Annotated in this window: 12 protein-coding genes; 7 read left to right on the top strand and 5 right to left on the bottom strand. The window is 42.4% G+C overall.

Features of this window, described 5'->3' with window-relative positions; genetic code table 11:
• Window positions 1-3 precede the first annotated feature (3 nt).
• From GHNINEIG_RS02205 to GHNINEIG_RS02190, 4 genes are read left to right on the top strand one after another with little or no spacing between them, the layout of a single operon-like run.
• The gene (locus GHNINEIG_RS02205; protein WP_135795128.1) at window positions 4-1299 is read left to right on the top strand and encodes an ABC transporter permease; all 1296 of its coding nucleotides are present in this window, start codon (window positions 4-6) and stop codon (window positions 1297-1299) included.
• Window positions 1300-2577 (top strand): ABC transporter permease, encoded by a 1278-nt coding sequence (locus GHNINEIG_RS02200; RefSeq protein ID WP_135795127.1) that lies wholly within the window; start codon window positions 1300-1302, stop codon window positions 2575-2577.
• 30 nt (window positions 2578-2607) lie between these two features.
• Window positions 2608-3309, top strand: a complete 702-nt coding sequence (locus GHNINEIG_RS02195; protein ID WP_135795126.1) for an ABC transporter ATP-binding protein — start codon at window positions 2608-2610, stop codon at window positions 3307-3309.
• Window positions 3302-4531 carry a hypothetical protein gene (locus GHNINEIG_RS02190; protein ID WP_135795125.1) on the top strand — a complete coding sequence of 410 codons (1230 nt, stop codon included), beginning with the start codon at window positions 3302-3304 and terminating at the stop codon, window positions 4529-4531. Before GHNINEIG_RS02195 ends, GHNINEIG_RS02190 begins: the two co-directional genes overlap by 8 nt.
• 60 nt (window positions 4532-4591) lie before the next feature.
• On the opposite strand, the gene GHNINEIG_RS02185 is transcribed toward GHNINEIG_RS02190, so the two are convergent.
• From GHNINEIG_RS02185 to GHNINEIG_RS02165, 5 genes are all read right to left on the bottom strand, one after another.
• Complete coding sequence (locus GHNINEIG_RS02185; RefSeq protein WP_135795124.1) at window positions 4592-5125, bottom strand: hypothetical protein; 534 nt, start codon at window positions 5123-5125, stop codon at window positions 4592-4594.
• Between the two features lie 18 nt (window positions 5126-5143).
• Window positions 5144-7477, bottom strand: a complete 2334-nt coding sequence (locus tag GHNINEIG_RS02180; protein ID WP_135795123.1) for a nitric oxide reductase activation protein NorD — start codon at window positions 7475-7477, stop codon at window positions 5144-5146.
• Between the two features lie 105 nt (window positions 7478-7582).
• The gene (locus GHNINEIG_RS02175) at window positions 7583-8401 is read right to left on the bottom strand and encodes a CbbQ/NirQ/NorQ/GpvN family protein (RefSeq protein ID WP_135795122.1); all 819 of its coding nucleotides are present in this window, start codon (window positions 8399-8401) and stop codon (window positions 7583-7585) included.
• A gap of 243 nt (window positions 8402-8644) precedes the next feature.
• Window positions 8645-8998, bottom strand: a complete 354-nt coding sequence (locus GHNINEIG_RS02170; protein ID WP_135795121.1) for a ribulose bisphosphate carboxylase small subunit — start codon at window positions 8996-8998, stop codon at window positions 8645-8647.
• A gap of 21 nt (window positions 8999-9019) precedes the next feature.
• A complete protein-coding gene (locus tag GHNINEIG_RS02165) occupies window positions 9020-10438 on the bottom strand; it encodes a form I ribulose bisphosphate carboxylase large subunit (RefSeq protein WP_135795120.1) in 1419 nt (472 codons plus the stop codon).
• A gap of 221 nt (window positions 10439-10659) precedes the next feature.
• On the opposite strand from GHNINEIG_RS02165, the gene GHNINEIG_RS02160 reads away from it, so the two are divergent.
• The 3 genes from GHNINEIG_RS02160 to GHNINEIG_RS02150 all read left to right on the top strand — a co-directional run bounded on the left by GHNINEIG_RS02160 (window position 10660) and on the right by GHNINEIG_RS02150 (window position 14135).
• Window positions 10660-11586, top strand: a complete 927-nt coding sequence (locus GHNINEIG_RS02160; protein WP_135795119.1) for a LysR family transcriptional regulator — start codon at window positions 10660-10662, stop codon at window positions 11584-11586.
• A gap of 9 nt (window positions 11587-11595) precedes the next feature.
• Window positions 11596-12540 carry a LysR substrate-binding domain-containing protein gene (locus tag GHNINEIG_RS02155; RefSeq protein ID WP_135795118.1) on the top strand — a complete coding sequence of 315 codons (945 nt, stop codon included), beginning with the start codon at window positions 11596-11598 and terminating at the stop codon, window positions 12538-12540.
• 215 nt (window positions 12541-12755) lie between these two features.
• Window positions 12756-14135, top strand: coding sequence for a ribulose-bisphosphate carboxylase (locus GHNINEIG_RS02150; RefSeq protein WP_011369845.1), 1380 nt, complete (start codon window positions 12756-12758; stop codon window positions 14133-14135).
• The last annotated feature ends 80 nt before the right edge of the window (window positions 14136-14215 follow it).

Genomic DNA, 14215 nt, shown 5'->3' with positions numbered 1-14215 from the left:
GTCATGAATAATCCGGTTTTCAACCGCCTGATCTTATTGCAGTTTATAGCTTGGCGAAATATTTGGCGAAACCCAATCAGAAGTGGCCTGACGATTTCAGCGTTGGCTGGTGGATTAATTATGCTTATCCTTTACGCAGCTCTGCTAGAAGGCATGTCTCGCCAAATGGTGACCTATGCGACAGACATCTCCAGTTCACATCTTCAAATGCACCGTTCAGCCTATATAGATAACCAGGATATTTACGCCACTCTTCCATGGTCATATTTAACAGCATTTGAAGACTCTTCACTTCCCGTGAAAATCGCTCCTAGACTTTATGCTGCTGCTTTAGCGAGCTCAAAAGATAATTCAACAGGGGTAATGATCAAAGCAATTGACCCACAACGAGAACACCATGTCACCAAACTGCTTAGCCACTTACGATCTGGCGAAGCCTCGTTTGAGCCTAAACAAAAAAATGCATTAACGCATTACCCGGTTTTGGTTGGAGCACAGCTTGCAAGAAACTTACAACTTTCTCCTGGAAGTGAATTGGTTCTGGTCACACAAGCGATTGATGGCAGTATAGGAAACGCTATTTTTGAAGTCACAGGAGTTTTAAAACCGCTTGAACCTAACTTCGATCGCATGGGGGTTTTAATGTCGATCAAAGCGTATCAAAGCCTTATGTACCAAGAAGATGGCTTCCACGAACTGGCAATCAAGGCGCAGAATATTGACGAATTAAATACTTTGCAAAAACAACTTCAGACACAAATTACTCACTTACAAAAGCAAACTCCCTTAGACGAATTGGGAGGTAAGGTGATTATCCGAAACTGGAAAGAACTGAACCCTCCGGTTGCCGACATGTTGGAGTTGAGTGGCACCATGTTACTGATTGTTGGATTAATCGTCATTGGCCTCGCCTCACTGGGGATGATTAATACGATGTTAATGTCAGTGCATGAAAGAACACATGAATTTGGCACCCTATTGGCCATTGGGATGAAAGCGCGCTGGATACTATTAATGGTTGTTATTGAGTCTTTTTATTTAGCTTTAATCTCCGCGGTTATTGGTTCAATAATCGGGAGTGTCATTGCCAAACAATTTGAAGACAAAGGCATTGACTTCAGTCATATGATGCCAGATGGTTATGACTGGGCCGGTGTTGTCTTTGAACCTGTGATGAAAGGTTATCTTATACCGGAACAAGTCTTTCAGGCCAGTCTATTAATGATTCTATTAACCATGCTAGCGGCCTTAATTCCATCCTGGCGTATCGTACGTTTAAAACCAGCTGAGGTCATTTAAATGTCAATTCAACATGGTCACCTCCCCTTTTCAATATTGATGAATTTTGCCTGGCGTAATTTATGGCGACACCGACGAAGAACCCTGATCACCTTGACTACAATTGGGATTGGATTTGGCTTGGCTGTATTATTCATCGGAATTGGAGATGGAAGTCACAACTCTATGGTGCGTAATGCCATTAAATTGGGAGAGGGTCATTTAACAATCCAACCCAAAGGATATCAAGAAGCGCCAGCCAACTATAAATACATTCATAATGGCAAAGTACTTTATCAACAACTCAAAAGTCTATCCCTTGATGCGAATATTGCTCCTCGTATTTCTTTACAGGTTCTTGCCAGTACTGCCAGTAATTCGACAGGGGCAATGCTTGAAGGGATGCAATCCCAATTGGATACCCGCACCAGTATGCTCAAACCCTTTTTAATCAAAGGACACTGGTTAACTGAAGACGATCATAGAGGCATATTAATCGGGCAGGGTATGGCGCAAAAACTCAAAGCAAAAGTCGGTAGCAAAGTGGTCATCATGGCAGGCAAGAAAGATGGCGATTCCCAAGCACAATTAGCCCGTGTCAGGGGCATTTTTAACGCCCATATCAATGAAATGGATGACTTTCTTATTATTAGCAACTTAAGTCTACCTACAGAGTTTCTTGTTGGTGAGGGAGCGAACCCTCTTTTAATGCCAGTGACAAGGCTTGCCCTCTTTCTAAACAATCCAGATGACTTGAGTCGTGCAGAGGTAACAATTGAAAAGACACTTATAGACCAAAACAGTGTTGTTTTAAACTGGCAAGAAATGATGCCGCAATTAGTGCAATTCATTATTTTAGATGATGCTGGAAACTATGTCTTTTTAGTGCTCATTTTAATTATGGTAATCTTTGGAATCGTCAACACCGTCCTCATGAGTGTTTTAGAACGTACCAGAGAATTTGGTCTACTTCGAGCCTTGGGTATTAGTCGCCGACAATTACTATTGCTTGTGTTTTGTGAAGCCGTTTTATTAAGTTTTTTATCGGTCACGATAGGATGGCTAGTGGGTGGGAGTACCCACTTATGGTTTGCCCATCACGGCATCGATTTTTCCGCGTTAATGGCAGAAGGCACCTCGGCAATGGGCACGTTTATGGACCCCGTAATTTACACAGAACTTTCTTGGGACCGCGTTCTTCAATTAACAATCATTGTATTTGCCACGACGCTTTCAACCGGAGTTTACCCAGCCATTAAAGCGGCTAGAGTAGCGCCTGTAGAAGCGCTACGAACTTAGAAACTATTGAAATCGGCCTGGAGTCATAAAATGGTGCTACTGAATTTAAACAATATCGGGAAATCCTACCGTCAGGGTGAGTTAGAAGTGACTGCACTTAAAGACATCAACCTTTCGATACGAGAAGGTGAATTTGCCGCACTTGTCGGCCCATCAGGATCAGGCAAGACGACATTGCTCAACATCATTGGGGGGCTAGATGCACCCTCTACCGGATCAATTCATATACAAGAAACCGATTTAAGAACCTTATCAGAATCAGATCTTTCGGATTTTCGCCTTTTTCAGTTGGGATTCATTTTTCAAGCCTATAACCTTGTACCCGTTTTAAATGCTTTTGAAAACGTAGAATTGGTCATGGTACTCCAAGGACGTTCGAAAGCAGAACGTCGTGAAAGAGCCGAACATTACTTGGAGTTGGTCGGCTTAAAAGAGGTTATGAGCCGACGCCCTGCTGCCTTAAGCGGTGGACAGCAGCAGCGCGTTGCCGTTGCTCGCGCTTTAGCAGCAGGACCTCGCCTGGTATTGGCTGATGAACCAACTGCTAACTTAGATTCTGAAAATGCTTTCGCTTTACTGGATATCATGCATCGCCTATCCCATGAAGAAAAAACCACTTTTCTCTTTTCTACACACGATCAACGGGTCATGGAACGAGCCGAACGGATCATCACATTAAAAGATGGAGCGATTGAAAATGATCAAAAAATGAACGTCACACCCCATGAATAACACTCGATTTCTGCTGAACTTACTCCCTGAAACACTGCTTACGGGTTTACTGCTATGCTCAACAACAAGCTTTGCGATGGAACTCACTGGTCGTTTTTCCATGCTAGCCAATATGGCACAGGCCTCAGAAGGACAAATAGGGTATATCAATAAAGACCAAAATATCCTCAGTGCAGACCAACAGTCGTTACGTTTCATGCTAGACGAGCATTCCGAACAAGCTGAGTGGTCAGTTCATCTTCGAATGACACGACAACAACTGACAGGACTTCCGGATACCGTTTTACACTATACAGATTTGTTTCGCTACCAACCGTTATCGGATAATTGGATCTCACAACAAACCCGTACATCCTCTTTAGAAGCGGGTTATGAAGTTGATCGTGCTGTCTATCAATATCATTTTAAGCAATCGGTTGTTTCAGCAGGTCGCCAACCTATTGACTGGGGGGTAGGAAGACTTTGGCAACCCATGAATGTATTTGGAGCCTTTGCTCCGACAGACTTGGATACCGACTTTAAACCAGGTATTGACGCCATAACCTATGATTGGTATCCCTCTGCTTTTTCAAACCTGACTGCCGCATTTGTTTTAACCAACAAAGACCAAAAAGAAATAGATACGCAGAATAGTTTTGCAATTCATTATCGTAATCAAATAAGCGATTCATGGGAAGTATTATTATTAGCCGGCCAAGTCATTAGCAATCAAGTATATGGAGGGGCGATAGAAACTGCATGGCAAGGCATAGGAATGAGACTTGAAGCGGTTTATTCTCACTTAACAGAGCAAAATGAAGACACTTTATTTTGGGTAGGAGGCTTTGACTACCAATTGAACGAGAAAACAACCCTTCTTTTTGAAGTCTATGACAATAGTCATGGTGCGACTTCATACAAAGAATTAACGACCCTGCGAACAGACCCACTTGTAACCTATGGGCTTCAACCCCAGCTAAGCCGACATATGGCAGGAGTTGGCATTACCCGTGAGTTAACGCCTCTATGGCAAGCTGGGTATACCTTATTAGGTAGTTTTTTAACCGATTCAATGTCTTTCTTACATCAGCTCAATTTAACCTATTCTGTCAGCAATGAATCGGATTTACTGGTTTCGGCGGTAATGACCAATGGTGCTACAATGAATTCTGCAGAAGAGATACAGTCTGAATTCGGTGCTGTCCCTAATAGTTTGACCGCCCGCTTGAGATTTTACTTCTAACCGTTCCAATAAAAAAGGCTGCACAAGGCAGCCTTAGCAAGGATGAAATTCTTTAAAGAGTTATTCCATAGCGCTGAATCGACAGACATTCACACTGATGTAATCACCGTAGGCCGTACCGGATTGAACCCAGTTTTTAACTTTATTGGCTCTTGCTAGCGGTTTAATGTGATCCTCAATGGTCATGAACATGCCGTATTTGAAACGAGGACTGGATGCATCTTCAGAAATCAGCTCCCCATCTTCAACAAACAAAACCCGCTCTGGCTCTCCATCAGGCGTTGCCGAAAAAGCATCCGGTCCATATTCTTCAAACAACTTGTTCAAACTGCGATCGAAATATTGACGACTAACGGGATTGAACTGGTAATACTCTTTTAAAAGCGCTTCGGCATTCTGTATTAAAAAAGCCTTAATCTCATCAGAAGATGTAAAAGGGTCTTCTCCCAGCTCATAAATAACATAAGCACTGTCGGCTCTTCCTGTCGTTAATGCCACATCATGTTCAATGATAATGGCACTCCCTTCAAGAATAAGCTGAAAGTCATCGTCACTTAATTGGTTGACGGCTTCGATAAACGGTTGTGCTTTCATCTTGTTTTACTTTCCAAATTAAGTGGTTAAGTTTGCAAATAATTGCGGTAATTTTTCAGGCAGCTTCAAGACATTATCTACAATGGCATAACGGTTTTGACCGAAAATATTATGCACATACTTATCGGCATATTGGTCAATTGTTAAGCAATAAGAATAAACCCCTTTAGACTGAAGTTCCTCAACCGCTTTTTTAGCATCTTGTTTTAAGTATTGGCCATCTTTTTCATCAATATCCGCTGGTTCACCATCGGTAATCACCAACAGCAATTTCTGCTTACTGGATTGTTTTTCAAGATAGCTTCCTGCATGACGCATAGCGCCACCCATACGAGTTGATAAACCACCTTGCATCCCCGCAAGACGTGAGTGGACATCTTGATCAAAAGGCTCATCAAACTGTTTGAATCGAGTATATTGCAGATCATGACGTCCATCCGATGAAAAACCATGTACTGCAAACTGATCACCGATACCATTAATGGCATGGGAAACCAGGATCGCGGCTTCTTGTGTCACTTCTAGGACAGTTTTATCCCCTCCATCAACCATTTCATTAGTTGATTCCGATAAATCAAGCAACACAACCACCGAGACTTCACGACTGCGAATCACATTTTTCATCGTAATGCGTGGATCAGGCTCTTGCCCCATACGAATAGACGTAATCGCTTCAACACACGCATTTAAATCCAACTCATCTCCATCTTCAATGCGGCGAATACGTTGTAAGCCAACGGCTTGTAGTTTATCCACGATTTGTTTAATACGATGTGCAATCCCTTTATTCTGATCTAGAATTCGGTTATATAACTGAGGGTCGCCCTTTTTAGCGCGGTGCTCGTATAAAGTCACCCAGTTTGGACGATTCAGCTGAACACGATAATCCCATTCATGATAATGGAAAGGATCTGAAATCGGCTCAATCCCCTCCATTTCGTTATAGGACAGACCATTATCTTCATAAGGATAAAGCTCAGATCCTAATACCCAAACTTCTTCATGATCGACATCCACCAACTCTGAATCAATTTCATTAATCATCTCCATCAATGAAACATGCTTACGAACCGTTTCTTGGTGCGGCGCACCGCCGCCCTCCATATCAGCCCATTCATCAGATGCCCAAACCAAACGGTTGTCATCACGATAACCAAAACGTTGTTGACTGATGTCCGTAAGCGATTCCCACTGAGTGGTTGCTTTGTTCAAGACGTTATAAAGCAGAATCCCTAAATCCCAGGACCACTTTTCGTTATCCAAATTTTCTTCAATTTCATTATGGAAACGTTCTGCCACCACCATCATTTGCTCATCTTGCAAATCATGTTTCTCATCCATCAATTTCAAAGCAAGTTGCTCTAAACGATAAGCCGTCGACTTTTCAGACAGCTCGGATGCTTCCATACTCGCTTTGATCACTTTTTTCCACAGCCCTTTCAGGCCTGGGAAATTTTTAATGGCGTTATACTCCACACGCGCATCTTCAATCAACTCAATAAAGAACATCTGCTGGGGGTTTAGCTGCTCCATCGAAATGGCTTCTTTGGTATACGCTAAATGCGATGCCATATGAGCTGCCATTGCACGATACAATTCGCCCCCTTTAATCTCACCTAAATCATTCAAGGCATCCGGCAAATGCATCGCCATGTTTTCAAAGTAAGGCTTAAAGTCATCATAATCTGCTGCCGCAGGGCGAATAAAAAAGTCACGCGCCCAAAAAGCTCTCAAATAAAAATTGATGGGTCTATGATAATCAATGAACAATGACCCTTTACGCTGTTGCTGGAATACGGCTTTAGAGTCTTCAGATACCAGTCCGAAATAGTCAATCTGAGCTTGGAAGTTTCGAGCATGCGCTTGAGCCCCCCATTGTGCCCAGCGTCTTAAGCCAGAGACCGTCAGTTTTGACATCAACTCGTCAATATTGTTCAACATCGGACGCATACCGCGCGGAGTCTTGGAACCAATTTGATAAACCAGCGCTAAATATTGTCTTAGAAGATCGATATCTCCGGTTCTTTCAGCCACAACAGGCAAGGAATCCAATACCAAAGACACCACTTCTCCGGACGTCACCGAAGATAACTTCATGACGGTTTCAAGAATATCATCCAGAATCTCATCATCAATCTTGGCAATCACTTGCGGCACTGCTTCAAGATAGCTAACGACAACCTGTTGGCCTTTTCCTAAGTAAGCAATTCCCTGTGCGTTCTGCAACCATGTTTCACGAGAGGCTTCATTCATATAATGCGAAGCTTCATGAATCAATGAATCAAGCATTTCTTCCAGTTGCGGCACACTTTCAATCAAGGATGCTTTGACTTCTTCAATATCAAAACTCATAGCTCTTTCTCTTATTTAAATCATCAATAATATCTACAAGTCACCGTGAAAAATTAGGCCGCAAAAGCGACCTAAATTTTAACCGGTTGACTGAGCTGATTTTTATTACTCGAAGAAAGTATCAACAGTGGTTAATAAGGTATCTAGAATATCGTCATCATCTGTCAACGGTGTAATCAAGGCCATAGTACAAGCTTTTTTAGGATCTACACCTTTATTGATTAGCTGTGCTGCATACACCAATAGACGGGTTGAAATCCCTTCATCCAGACCGTGCCCTTTAAGGTTACGTGAACGCTGAGCGATTTGAACCAATTTTTCAGCCGTTTCTTTATCAATCTCTGCTTCTTTCGCAACGATATCCGCTTCAACAGCTTCTTCTGGATAATCAAATCTAAACCCACCGAAACGCTGTTTAGTTGATTGCTTAAGATCTTTCATCATTGACTGATAACCCGGGTTATAAGAAATAACCAATTGGAAATCAGGGTGCGCTTCGACTAACTCACCTTTTTTGTCTAAAGGTAAAACACGACGGTGATCTGTTAATGGGTGAATAACAACCGTCGTATCTTGACGGGCCTCGACCACCTCATCCAAATAACAGATTGCACCAATACGTGCAGCAACGGTTAGAGGACCATCCTGCCAACGCGTACCGTTAATATCGATTAGGAAACGACCTACCAAATCAGAAGCCGTCATATCTTCGTTACACGCCACAGTAATTAATGGCTTACCAAGTTTGTGAGCCATGTATTCTACAAAACGAGACTTACCACACCCTGTAGGACCTTTTAACATGATAGGCATTCTTGAAGCGTAACCTGATTCAAACAGTTCAACTTCATCTGCAACTGGACGATAAAACGGCTCGTCTTTAATAAGGTATTGACTAGGATCTAATGCGTTAATTTCCGACATGTTTTTTCTCCATTGGCAAGTAGCATTCAAAATATTTAGATTTAGTTACTTTGTTGAAATAAGCAAATCTAAATGGATTGAAAACCAGCTAGTTTCGGGGCTAGCTGGCCGTTACTTAGACAGGAGGTATAAAGCTGCCCAAGTAAACCAGGGTAGAGAAGCGTTAAACTCACTGTTTAATCTCCCCTAAAAAATTTGGCCCCTCAGGCAAAACCTGAGGGGTAAGGTTATGTAATATTTAAATTACATATCACCACGCTTAACAAGCATGTTCGCACCTTGAGACTGTGCATAGTTATCATAACCAATCAAACGAACGTGGTTGTTTGGATTAGCTTTGATACATGCATCTACTTCTGCCAATACGGCATCAGCATCAGTTTCACCGAACATTGGAAGCTTCCACATATACCAGTAGTAAGAGAAAGCATTCTCTGGCTCTGAATGTTCGATTGCTGGGTTCCAACCTTTATCAATGATGTACTGAACTTGTGCTTTGATTTGCTCAGCCGTCATTTTTGGAAGGTAAGAGAACGTCTCTGCCTTACGAGATTGTGGATCTGAAAGACGAGATGGGTAATCTTGAATACTCATAATTATATTCTCCTAAATTATCTATTACTTATGCTTAACATCTAGCTTGTCAACTGTGTCGAATTCGAACTTGATTTCTTTCCAAGTTTCCATTGCGATCTTAAGTTCTGGGCTATCTTTAGCAGCGTTAGTAAGGATTTCTTTACCTTCTTTCTCGACTTCTTTACCTTCGTTACGTGCTTGTACACACGCTTCCAAAGCAACACGGTTCGCAGCCGCACCCGCAGCGTTACCCCAAGGGTGACCTAGCGTACCACCACCGAACTGAAGAACAGAGTCATCACCGAAGATAGAAACAAGTGCTGGCATATGCCATACATGGATACCACCAGAAGCAACTGGCATAACACCAGGCATTGCACCAAAGTCTTGATCAAACATGATCCCACGTGAACGATCTTCAGGAATGAATGAATCACGCATAAGATCGATCCAACCTAGAGTTGCTTCACGGTCACCTTCAAGCTTACCAACAACAGTACCTGAGTGTAAGTGATCACCACCAGATAGACGTAGTGCTTTAGTTAAAACACGGAAGTGAATACCGTGGTGTGGGTTACGGTCAATTACACCGTGCATTGCGCGGTGAATGTGTAATAACAGACCATTCTTACGACAGTAGTTCGCAAGACCAGTGTTAGCAGTGAAACCACCTGTTAGGTAATCGTGCATGATGATCGGAGTACCGATTTCTTTAGCGAACTCAGCACGCTCGTACATTTCTTCTGGCGTACCAGCTGTACAGTTTAGATAGTGACCTTTACGCTCACCTGTTTCTGCTTGTGCTTTTTCGATAGCATCTTGACAGAATAGGAAACGATCTCTCCAACGCATGAACGGCTGAGAAGTAACGTTTTCATCATCTTTCGTGAAGTCTAGACCACCACGTAGACACTCATATACAGCACGACCGTAGTTTTTAGCAGATAGACCTAGTTTAGGCTTGATAGTACAACCCAACATTGGACGACCATACTTGTCCATTTTGTCACGCTCTACTTGAATACCGTGTGGAGGTCCACCACAAGTCATAACATATGCTAGAGGGAAACGGATATCTTCTAGACGACAAGCACGTAGTGCTTTAAATCCGAATACGTTACCAACTAAAGATGTCATTACAGAAACGACAGAACCTTCTTCGAATAGATCGATTGGGTATGCGATGAAAGCATAAAATGCAGCATCGTCACCAGGAACGTCTTCAATTTTATAAGCACGACCTTTATAATAATCAAGATCTGTTAACAAGTCAGTCCAAACAGTTGTCCATGTACCTGTTGAAGATTCTGCCGCAACAGCTGCTGCGATTTCTTCACGTGGAACACCATCCTGTGGGATTACTTTAAAACATGCTAGAAAATCTGAGTCTTTAGGCTCATATTCTGGCATCCAATACGTTTCGCGGTATTCTTTTACACCGGCGTTATAAGTCTTAGCCATGGTTTACCTCTTCGTTTTAGTTTAATCATGAAAAGAGTTAGAGAAAACGATTTTTAAATTGCGTTTTAAAAACGCTTCCGCTTTCAGTGATTCGTATCTTATCTAAAATAATCTGGCGACATATTGAGTATTTGTTATACAATTCATAAACAAATGTATATGATTCGTTTCATTTACTTTATATATCAACCAGTTACGAGTTTACCAATTAGGAAAACCAAATGCAAAACTTACATATAACAGCCCAACAGATCAGGATTTTCGAGGCTGTTTCAAGGCATTTAAGTTACACAAAAGCAGCCGAAGAACTTAATCTTTCTCAACCTGCCGTCTCCGTTCAAGTTAAGCGTCTGGAAGAAAATAATGAAATTAAATTGATTGAAGTCATCGGAAAAAAACTCTATTTAACATCCGCAGGTGAACACATGTTTAAGACCTGCACCACCATTCTAGAAGAGCTTAAGACCCTTAACACCAACATTAAGACGGATCAAAATAAAATTGAAGGGGAACTTAAATTGGCGGTTGTCACCCCGGCCAAATTTTTTATTCCTTATGTTTTGAAGGCATTTTTAAATAAATACCCGGATGTCATTCCTTCCATAACAGTTGTTAATAGAAGACGCATCATAGATGAGCTTAAACAAAACCAATATCACCTCTCTATTATGGGAAGAGTACCACCCGAATTAAAAATGGAAGCCTTCCCATTTTTCAAGAACGAATTGATTGTAGCTGCGCCGCCTAACCACCCTCTGGCAAAGCATAAGCAAATTCCATTGAGCGACCTGGTGAATGAAAACTTTTTAATGCGCGAAGCTGGCTCAGGCATTCGTATTGCCACAGAAGAGCGCTTTGCCGAAGAAGGCTATGCCATCCAACCTTACATGGAATTGGGCAGTACCGAAGCAATCAAGCAAGGAGTTATGGCAGGCCTGGGTATTTCTGTCATTGCCCGGCATGCTGTTCGCATTGAAGCAAAATACGGCCACTTAACCGTTCTCGATGTTCAAGGATTTCCTCTGAGCCGCGACTGGTACATTGCTAAAATGCAAGATAAAGTACTCATGCCACCAGCTGTCGCATTTTTAGAATTTCTAAAATCGGTCGACATTAACAAATTGCTGGCCATGTCGGATACGCGTTAAGGATTCATTATGCCTGAAAAAATTTCTATCCTGGCTCGAAACGCCACGTTAAGACAACTCCAAGTATTTGAAAGTATTGCCCGGCATAACAGTTTCTCCAAGGCAGCTGAGGAGCTTCACCTCACTCAACCAACGGTTTCCATGCAGGTTAAGAAACTGGCTGAGATTTTGGAAAGTCCATTGTTTGAGCAGATCGGTCGCAAAGCTCATTTAACAGAGGCCGGCAAAGCTCTTTATGACTCAGCCAACAATATCTTGCAGCAACTGTCTATCGCAGAACAGAAAATAAACCACCTCAAGGGATTTTCCGGAGGCAGCGTCAAGTTTACCGTCATCTCAACGGCGCAATACTTTGTCCCTAAGGTCATTCAACATTTCGCGCAATCCTATCCCGATGTCACTATTATTATGCGGGTTGGCAATAAAGAAAGTTTGATCGAACGTATCAACAACAATAAAGATGACTTTTATTTGCTCGGACAACCCCCGGAAGATTTAAATGTTGAATCCTCTCAGTTATCCGTCAATCCGTTGGCCTTTCTAGCCAACAGCGACCACCCCCTGGTCGGAAAACAACTTGCCATTCAAGACTTAGTCAATGAACCTTTTTTAATGCGTGAGACGGGCTCAGGTATTCGTGCCCAAATTGAAAAAGTCTTTGAAGAGTTTGAGTTTCAGCCCAATATTAAAATGGTGCTGGGTGGCAATGAACCTATTCGACTTGGACTACTACAAAACTTAGGCATCACGGTTGCTTCTGTTCCCACCTTAATGGAAGAAATCAATCAAGGTAAAATCAGCATTCTCAATGTGAAAGGGTTTCCAATCAACCGTCATTGGTATCTAGCTTACCCAAAAGGCAAAGTGCTTTCTATTGCAGCGGAAAAACTCATCGAGCTGTTGAAAATGGAAGGTGAAAAACTCAGCGAACAGGCGTTTAACCAATTTCGCTAACCCTTTCTTACGAGCTATTACGCATTATTTAAACCCCTTTATACCAATATAGATAATAATCTATCAATTTAATCAAAATTATTGATTTGAAGTTATCTGAGCACCCTCTATAATGACCTTTCAAATTTCGGGGTTAAGCTATTTTCGCAATCGCTTAACAAAAATTATGGACACGCTTACCTGAGTTGCTGTCCCAATATATAGAGGTATAAAACATGGATCAGTCGAATCGTTATGCTGATTTAAGCCTAAAAGAAGAAGACCTGATTGCTGGTCAGAACCACATTCTTGTTGCTTACACAATGGAACCTGCTGCTGGTTACGGTTACCTAGAAGTGGCTGCACATATCGCAGCGGAATCTTCAACTGGAACAAACGTTGAAGTTTGTACAACAGATGACTTCACTAAAGGCGTTGACGCGATTGTTTATGACATCGACGAAGCAAACGGAATCATGAAAGTTGCCTACCCTTTCGATCTTTTCGATCGTAACGGACTTGACGGTAAAACAATGATTGTTTCTTTCTTGACTCTTGCCATTGGTAACAACCAAGGTATGGGCGACGTTAAAAACCTTCAAATGTTTGACTTCTGGGTACCAGAAACAAAACTTCACCTATTCGACGGTCCTGCTGTTGACATCACTAACATGTGGAAAATGCTTGGTCGTGATAAAGACAACGGTGGTTACATCGCAGGTACAATCATCAAACCTAAATTAGGCCTACGTCCTGAGCCATTTGCTGATGCTGCATACCAGTTCTGGCTAGGTGGTGATTTCATCAAAAACGATGAGCCACAAGGTAACCAAACGTTCTGCCCAATGAAAAAAGTAATTCCTCTAGTTGCTGACGCAATGAAGCGTGCACAAGATGAAACAGGTGAAACAAAGTTATTCTCTGCAAACATCACTGCAGATGATCACCATGAAATGTGCTACCGTGCAGATTACATCCTAGAAACTTTCGGTGCAGACGCGCCTCAGGTTGCTTTCCTGGTTGATGGTTATGTTGGTGGCCCTGGTATGATTACGACGGCTCGTCGTAACTATCCTTCACAGTACTTACATTATCACCGTGCAGGTCATGGTGCGATCACTTCGCCTTCAGCGAAACGTGGTTACACTGCTTTCGTTTTGGCTAAAATCTCTCGTCTACAGGGTGCTTCTGGTATCCACGTGGGTACAATGGGTTACGGTAAAATGGAAGGTGATGCTTCTGATAAGAACATCGCATACATGATCGAGCGTGATGAGTGTCAAGGACCTGCTTTCTACCAAAAATGGAATGGTATGAAGCCAACAACGCCTATCATTTCTGGTGGTATGAACGCACTACGCCTACCTGGTTTCTTCGAAAACCTAGGTCACGGAAACGTTATCAACACTTCTGGTGGTGGTTCTTACGGTCACATCGATTCTCCAGCGGCAGGTGCAACGTCACTTCGTCAATCTTACGAGTGCTGGAAGTCTGGTGCAGACCCAATCGAATTCGCAAAAGATCACAAAGAGTTCGCTCGCGCATTCGAATCTTTCCCTGCAGATGCAGACAAAATCTATCCAGGTTGGAGAGAGAAACTGGGCGTACACAAATAAGTCATTCTTTCACGAATGTTTATTTAAACACCGAAAAAACCTCTGCGTTCGCGCAGGGGTTTTTTTAACATCCACACCAA

The sequence above is a fragment of the Hydrogenovibrio crunogenus genome, from assembly GCF_004786015.1.
Classification (GTDB): Bacteria; Pseudomonadota; Gammaproteobacteria; order Thiomicrospirales; family Thiomicrospiraceae; genus Hydrogenovibrio; species Hydrogenovibrio crunogenus.
This window is presented reverse-complemented; position numbering and strand designations above follow the sequence as displayed.

Bases quoted from the DNA above. Each gene is read 5' to 3' on its own strand.
- GHNINEIG_RS02205 (WP_135795128.1), top strand. From the start codon at position 4: ATGAATAATCCGGTTTTCAACCGCCTGATCTTATTGCAGTTTATAGCT.
- GHNINEIG_RS02200 (WP_135795127.1), top strand. From the start codon at position 1,300: ATGTCAATTCAACATGGTCACCTCCCCTTTTCAATATTGATGAATTTT.
- GHNINEIG_RS02195 (WP_135795126.1), top strand. From the start codon at position 2,608: ATGGTGCTACTGAATTTAAACAATATCGGGAAATCCTACCGTCAGGGT.
- GHNINEIG_RS02190 (WP_135795125.1), top strand. From the start codon at position 3,302: ATGAATAACACTCGATTTCTGCTGAACTTACTCCCTGAAACACTGCTT.
- GHNINEIG_RS02185 (WP_135795124.1), bottom strand. From the start codon at position 5,125: ATGAAAGCACAACCGTTTATCGAAGCCGTCAACCAATTAAGTGACGAT.
- GHNINEIG_RS02180 (WP_135795123.1), bottom strand. From the start codon at position 7,477: ATGAGTTTTGATATTGAAGAAGTCAAAGCATCCTTGATTGAAAGTGTG.
- GHNINEIG_RS02175 (WP_135795122.1), bottom strand. From the start codon at position 8,401: ATGTCGGAAATTAACGCATTAGATCCTAGTCAATACCTTATTAAAGAC.
- GHNINEIG_RS02165 (WP_135795120.1), bottom strand. From the start codon at position 10,438: ATGGCTAAGACTTATAACGCCGGTGTAAAAGAATACCGCGAAACGTAT.
- GHNINEIG_RS02160 (WP_135795119.1), top strand. From the start codon at position 10,660: ATGCAAAACTTACATATAACAGCCCAACAGATCAGGATTTTCGAGGCT.
- GHNINEIG_RS02155 (WP_135795118.1), top strand. From the start codon at position 11,596: ATGCCTGAAAAAATTTCTATCCTGGCTCGAAACGCCACGTTAAGACAA.
- GHNINEIG_RS02150 (WP_011369845.1), top strand. From the start codon at position 12,756: ATGGATCAGTCGAATCGTTATGCTGATTTAAGCCTAAAAGAAGAAGAC.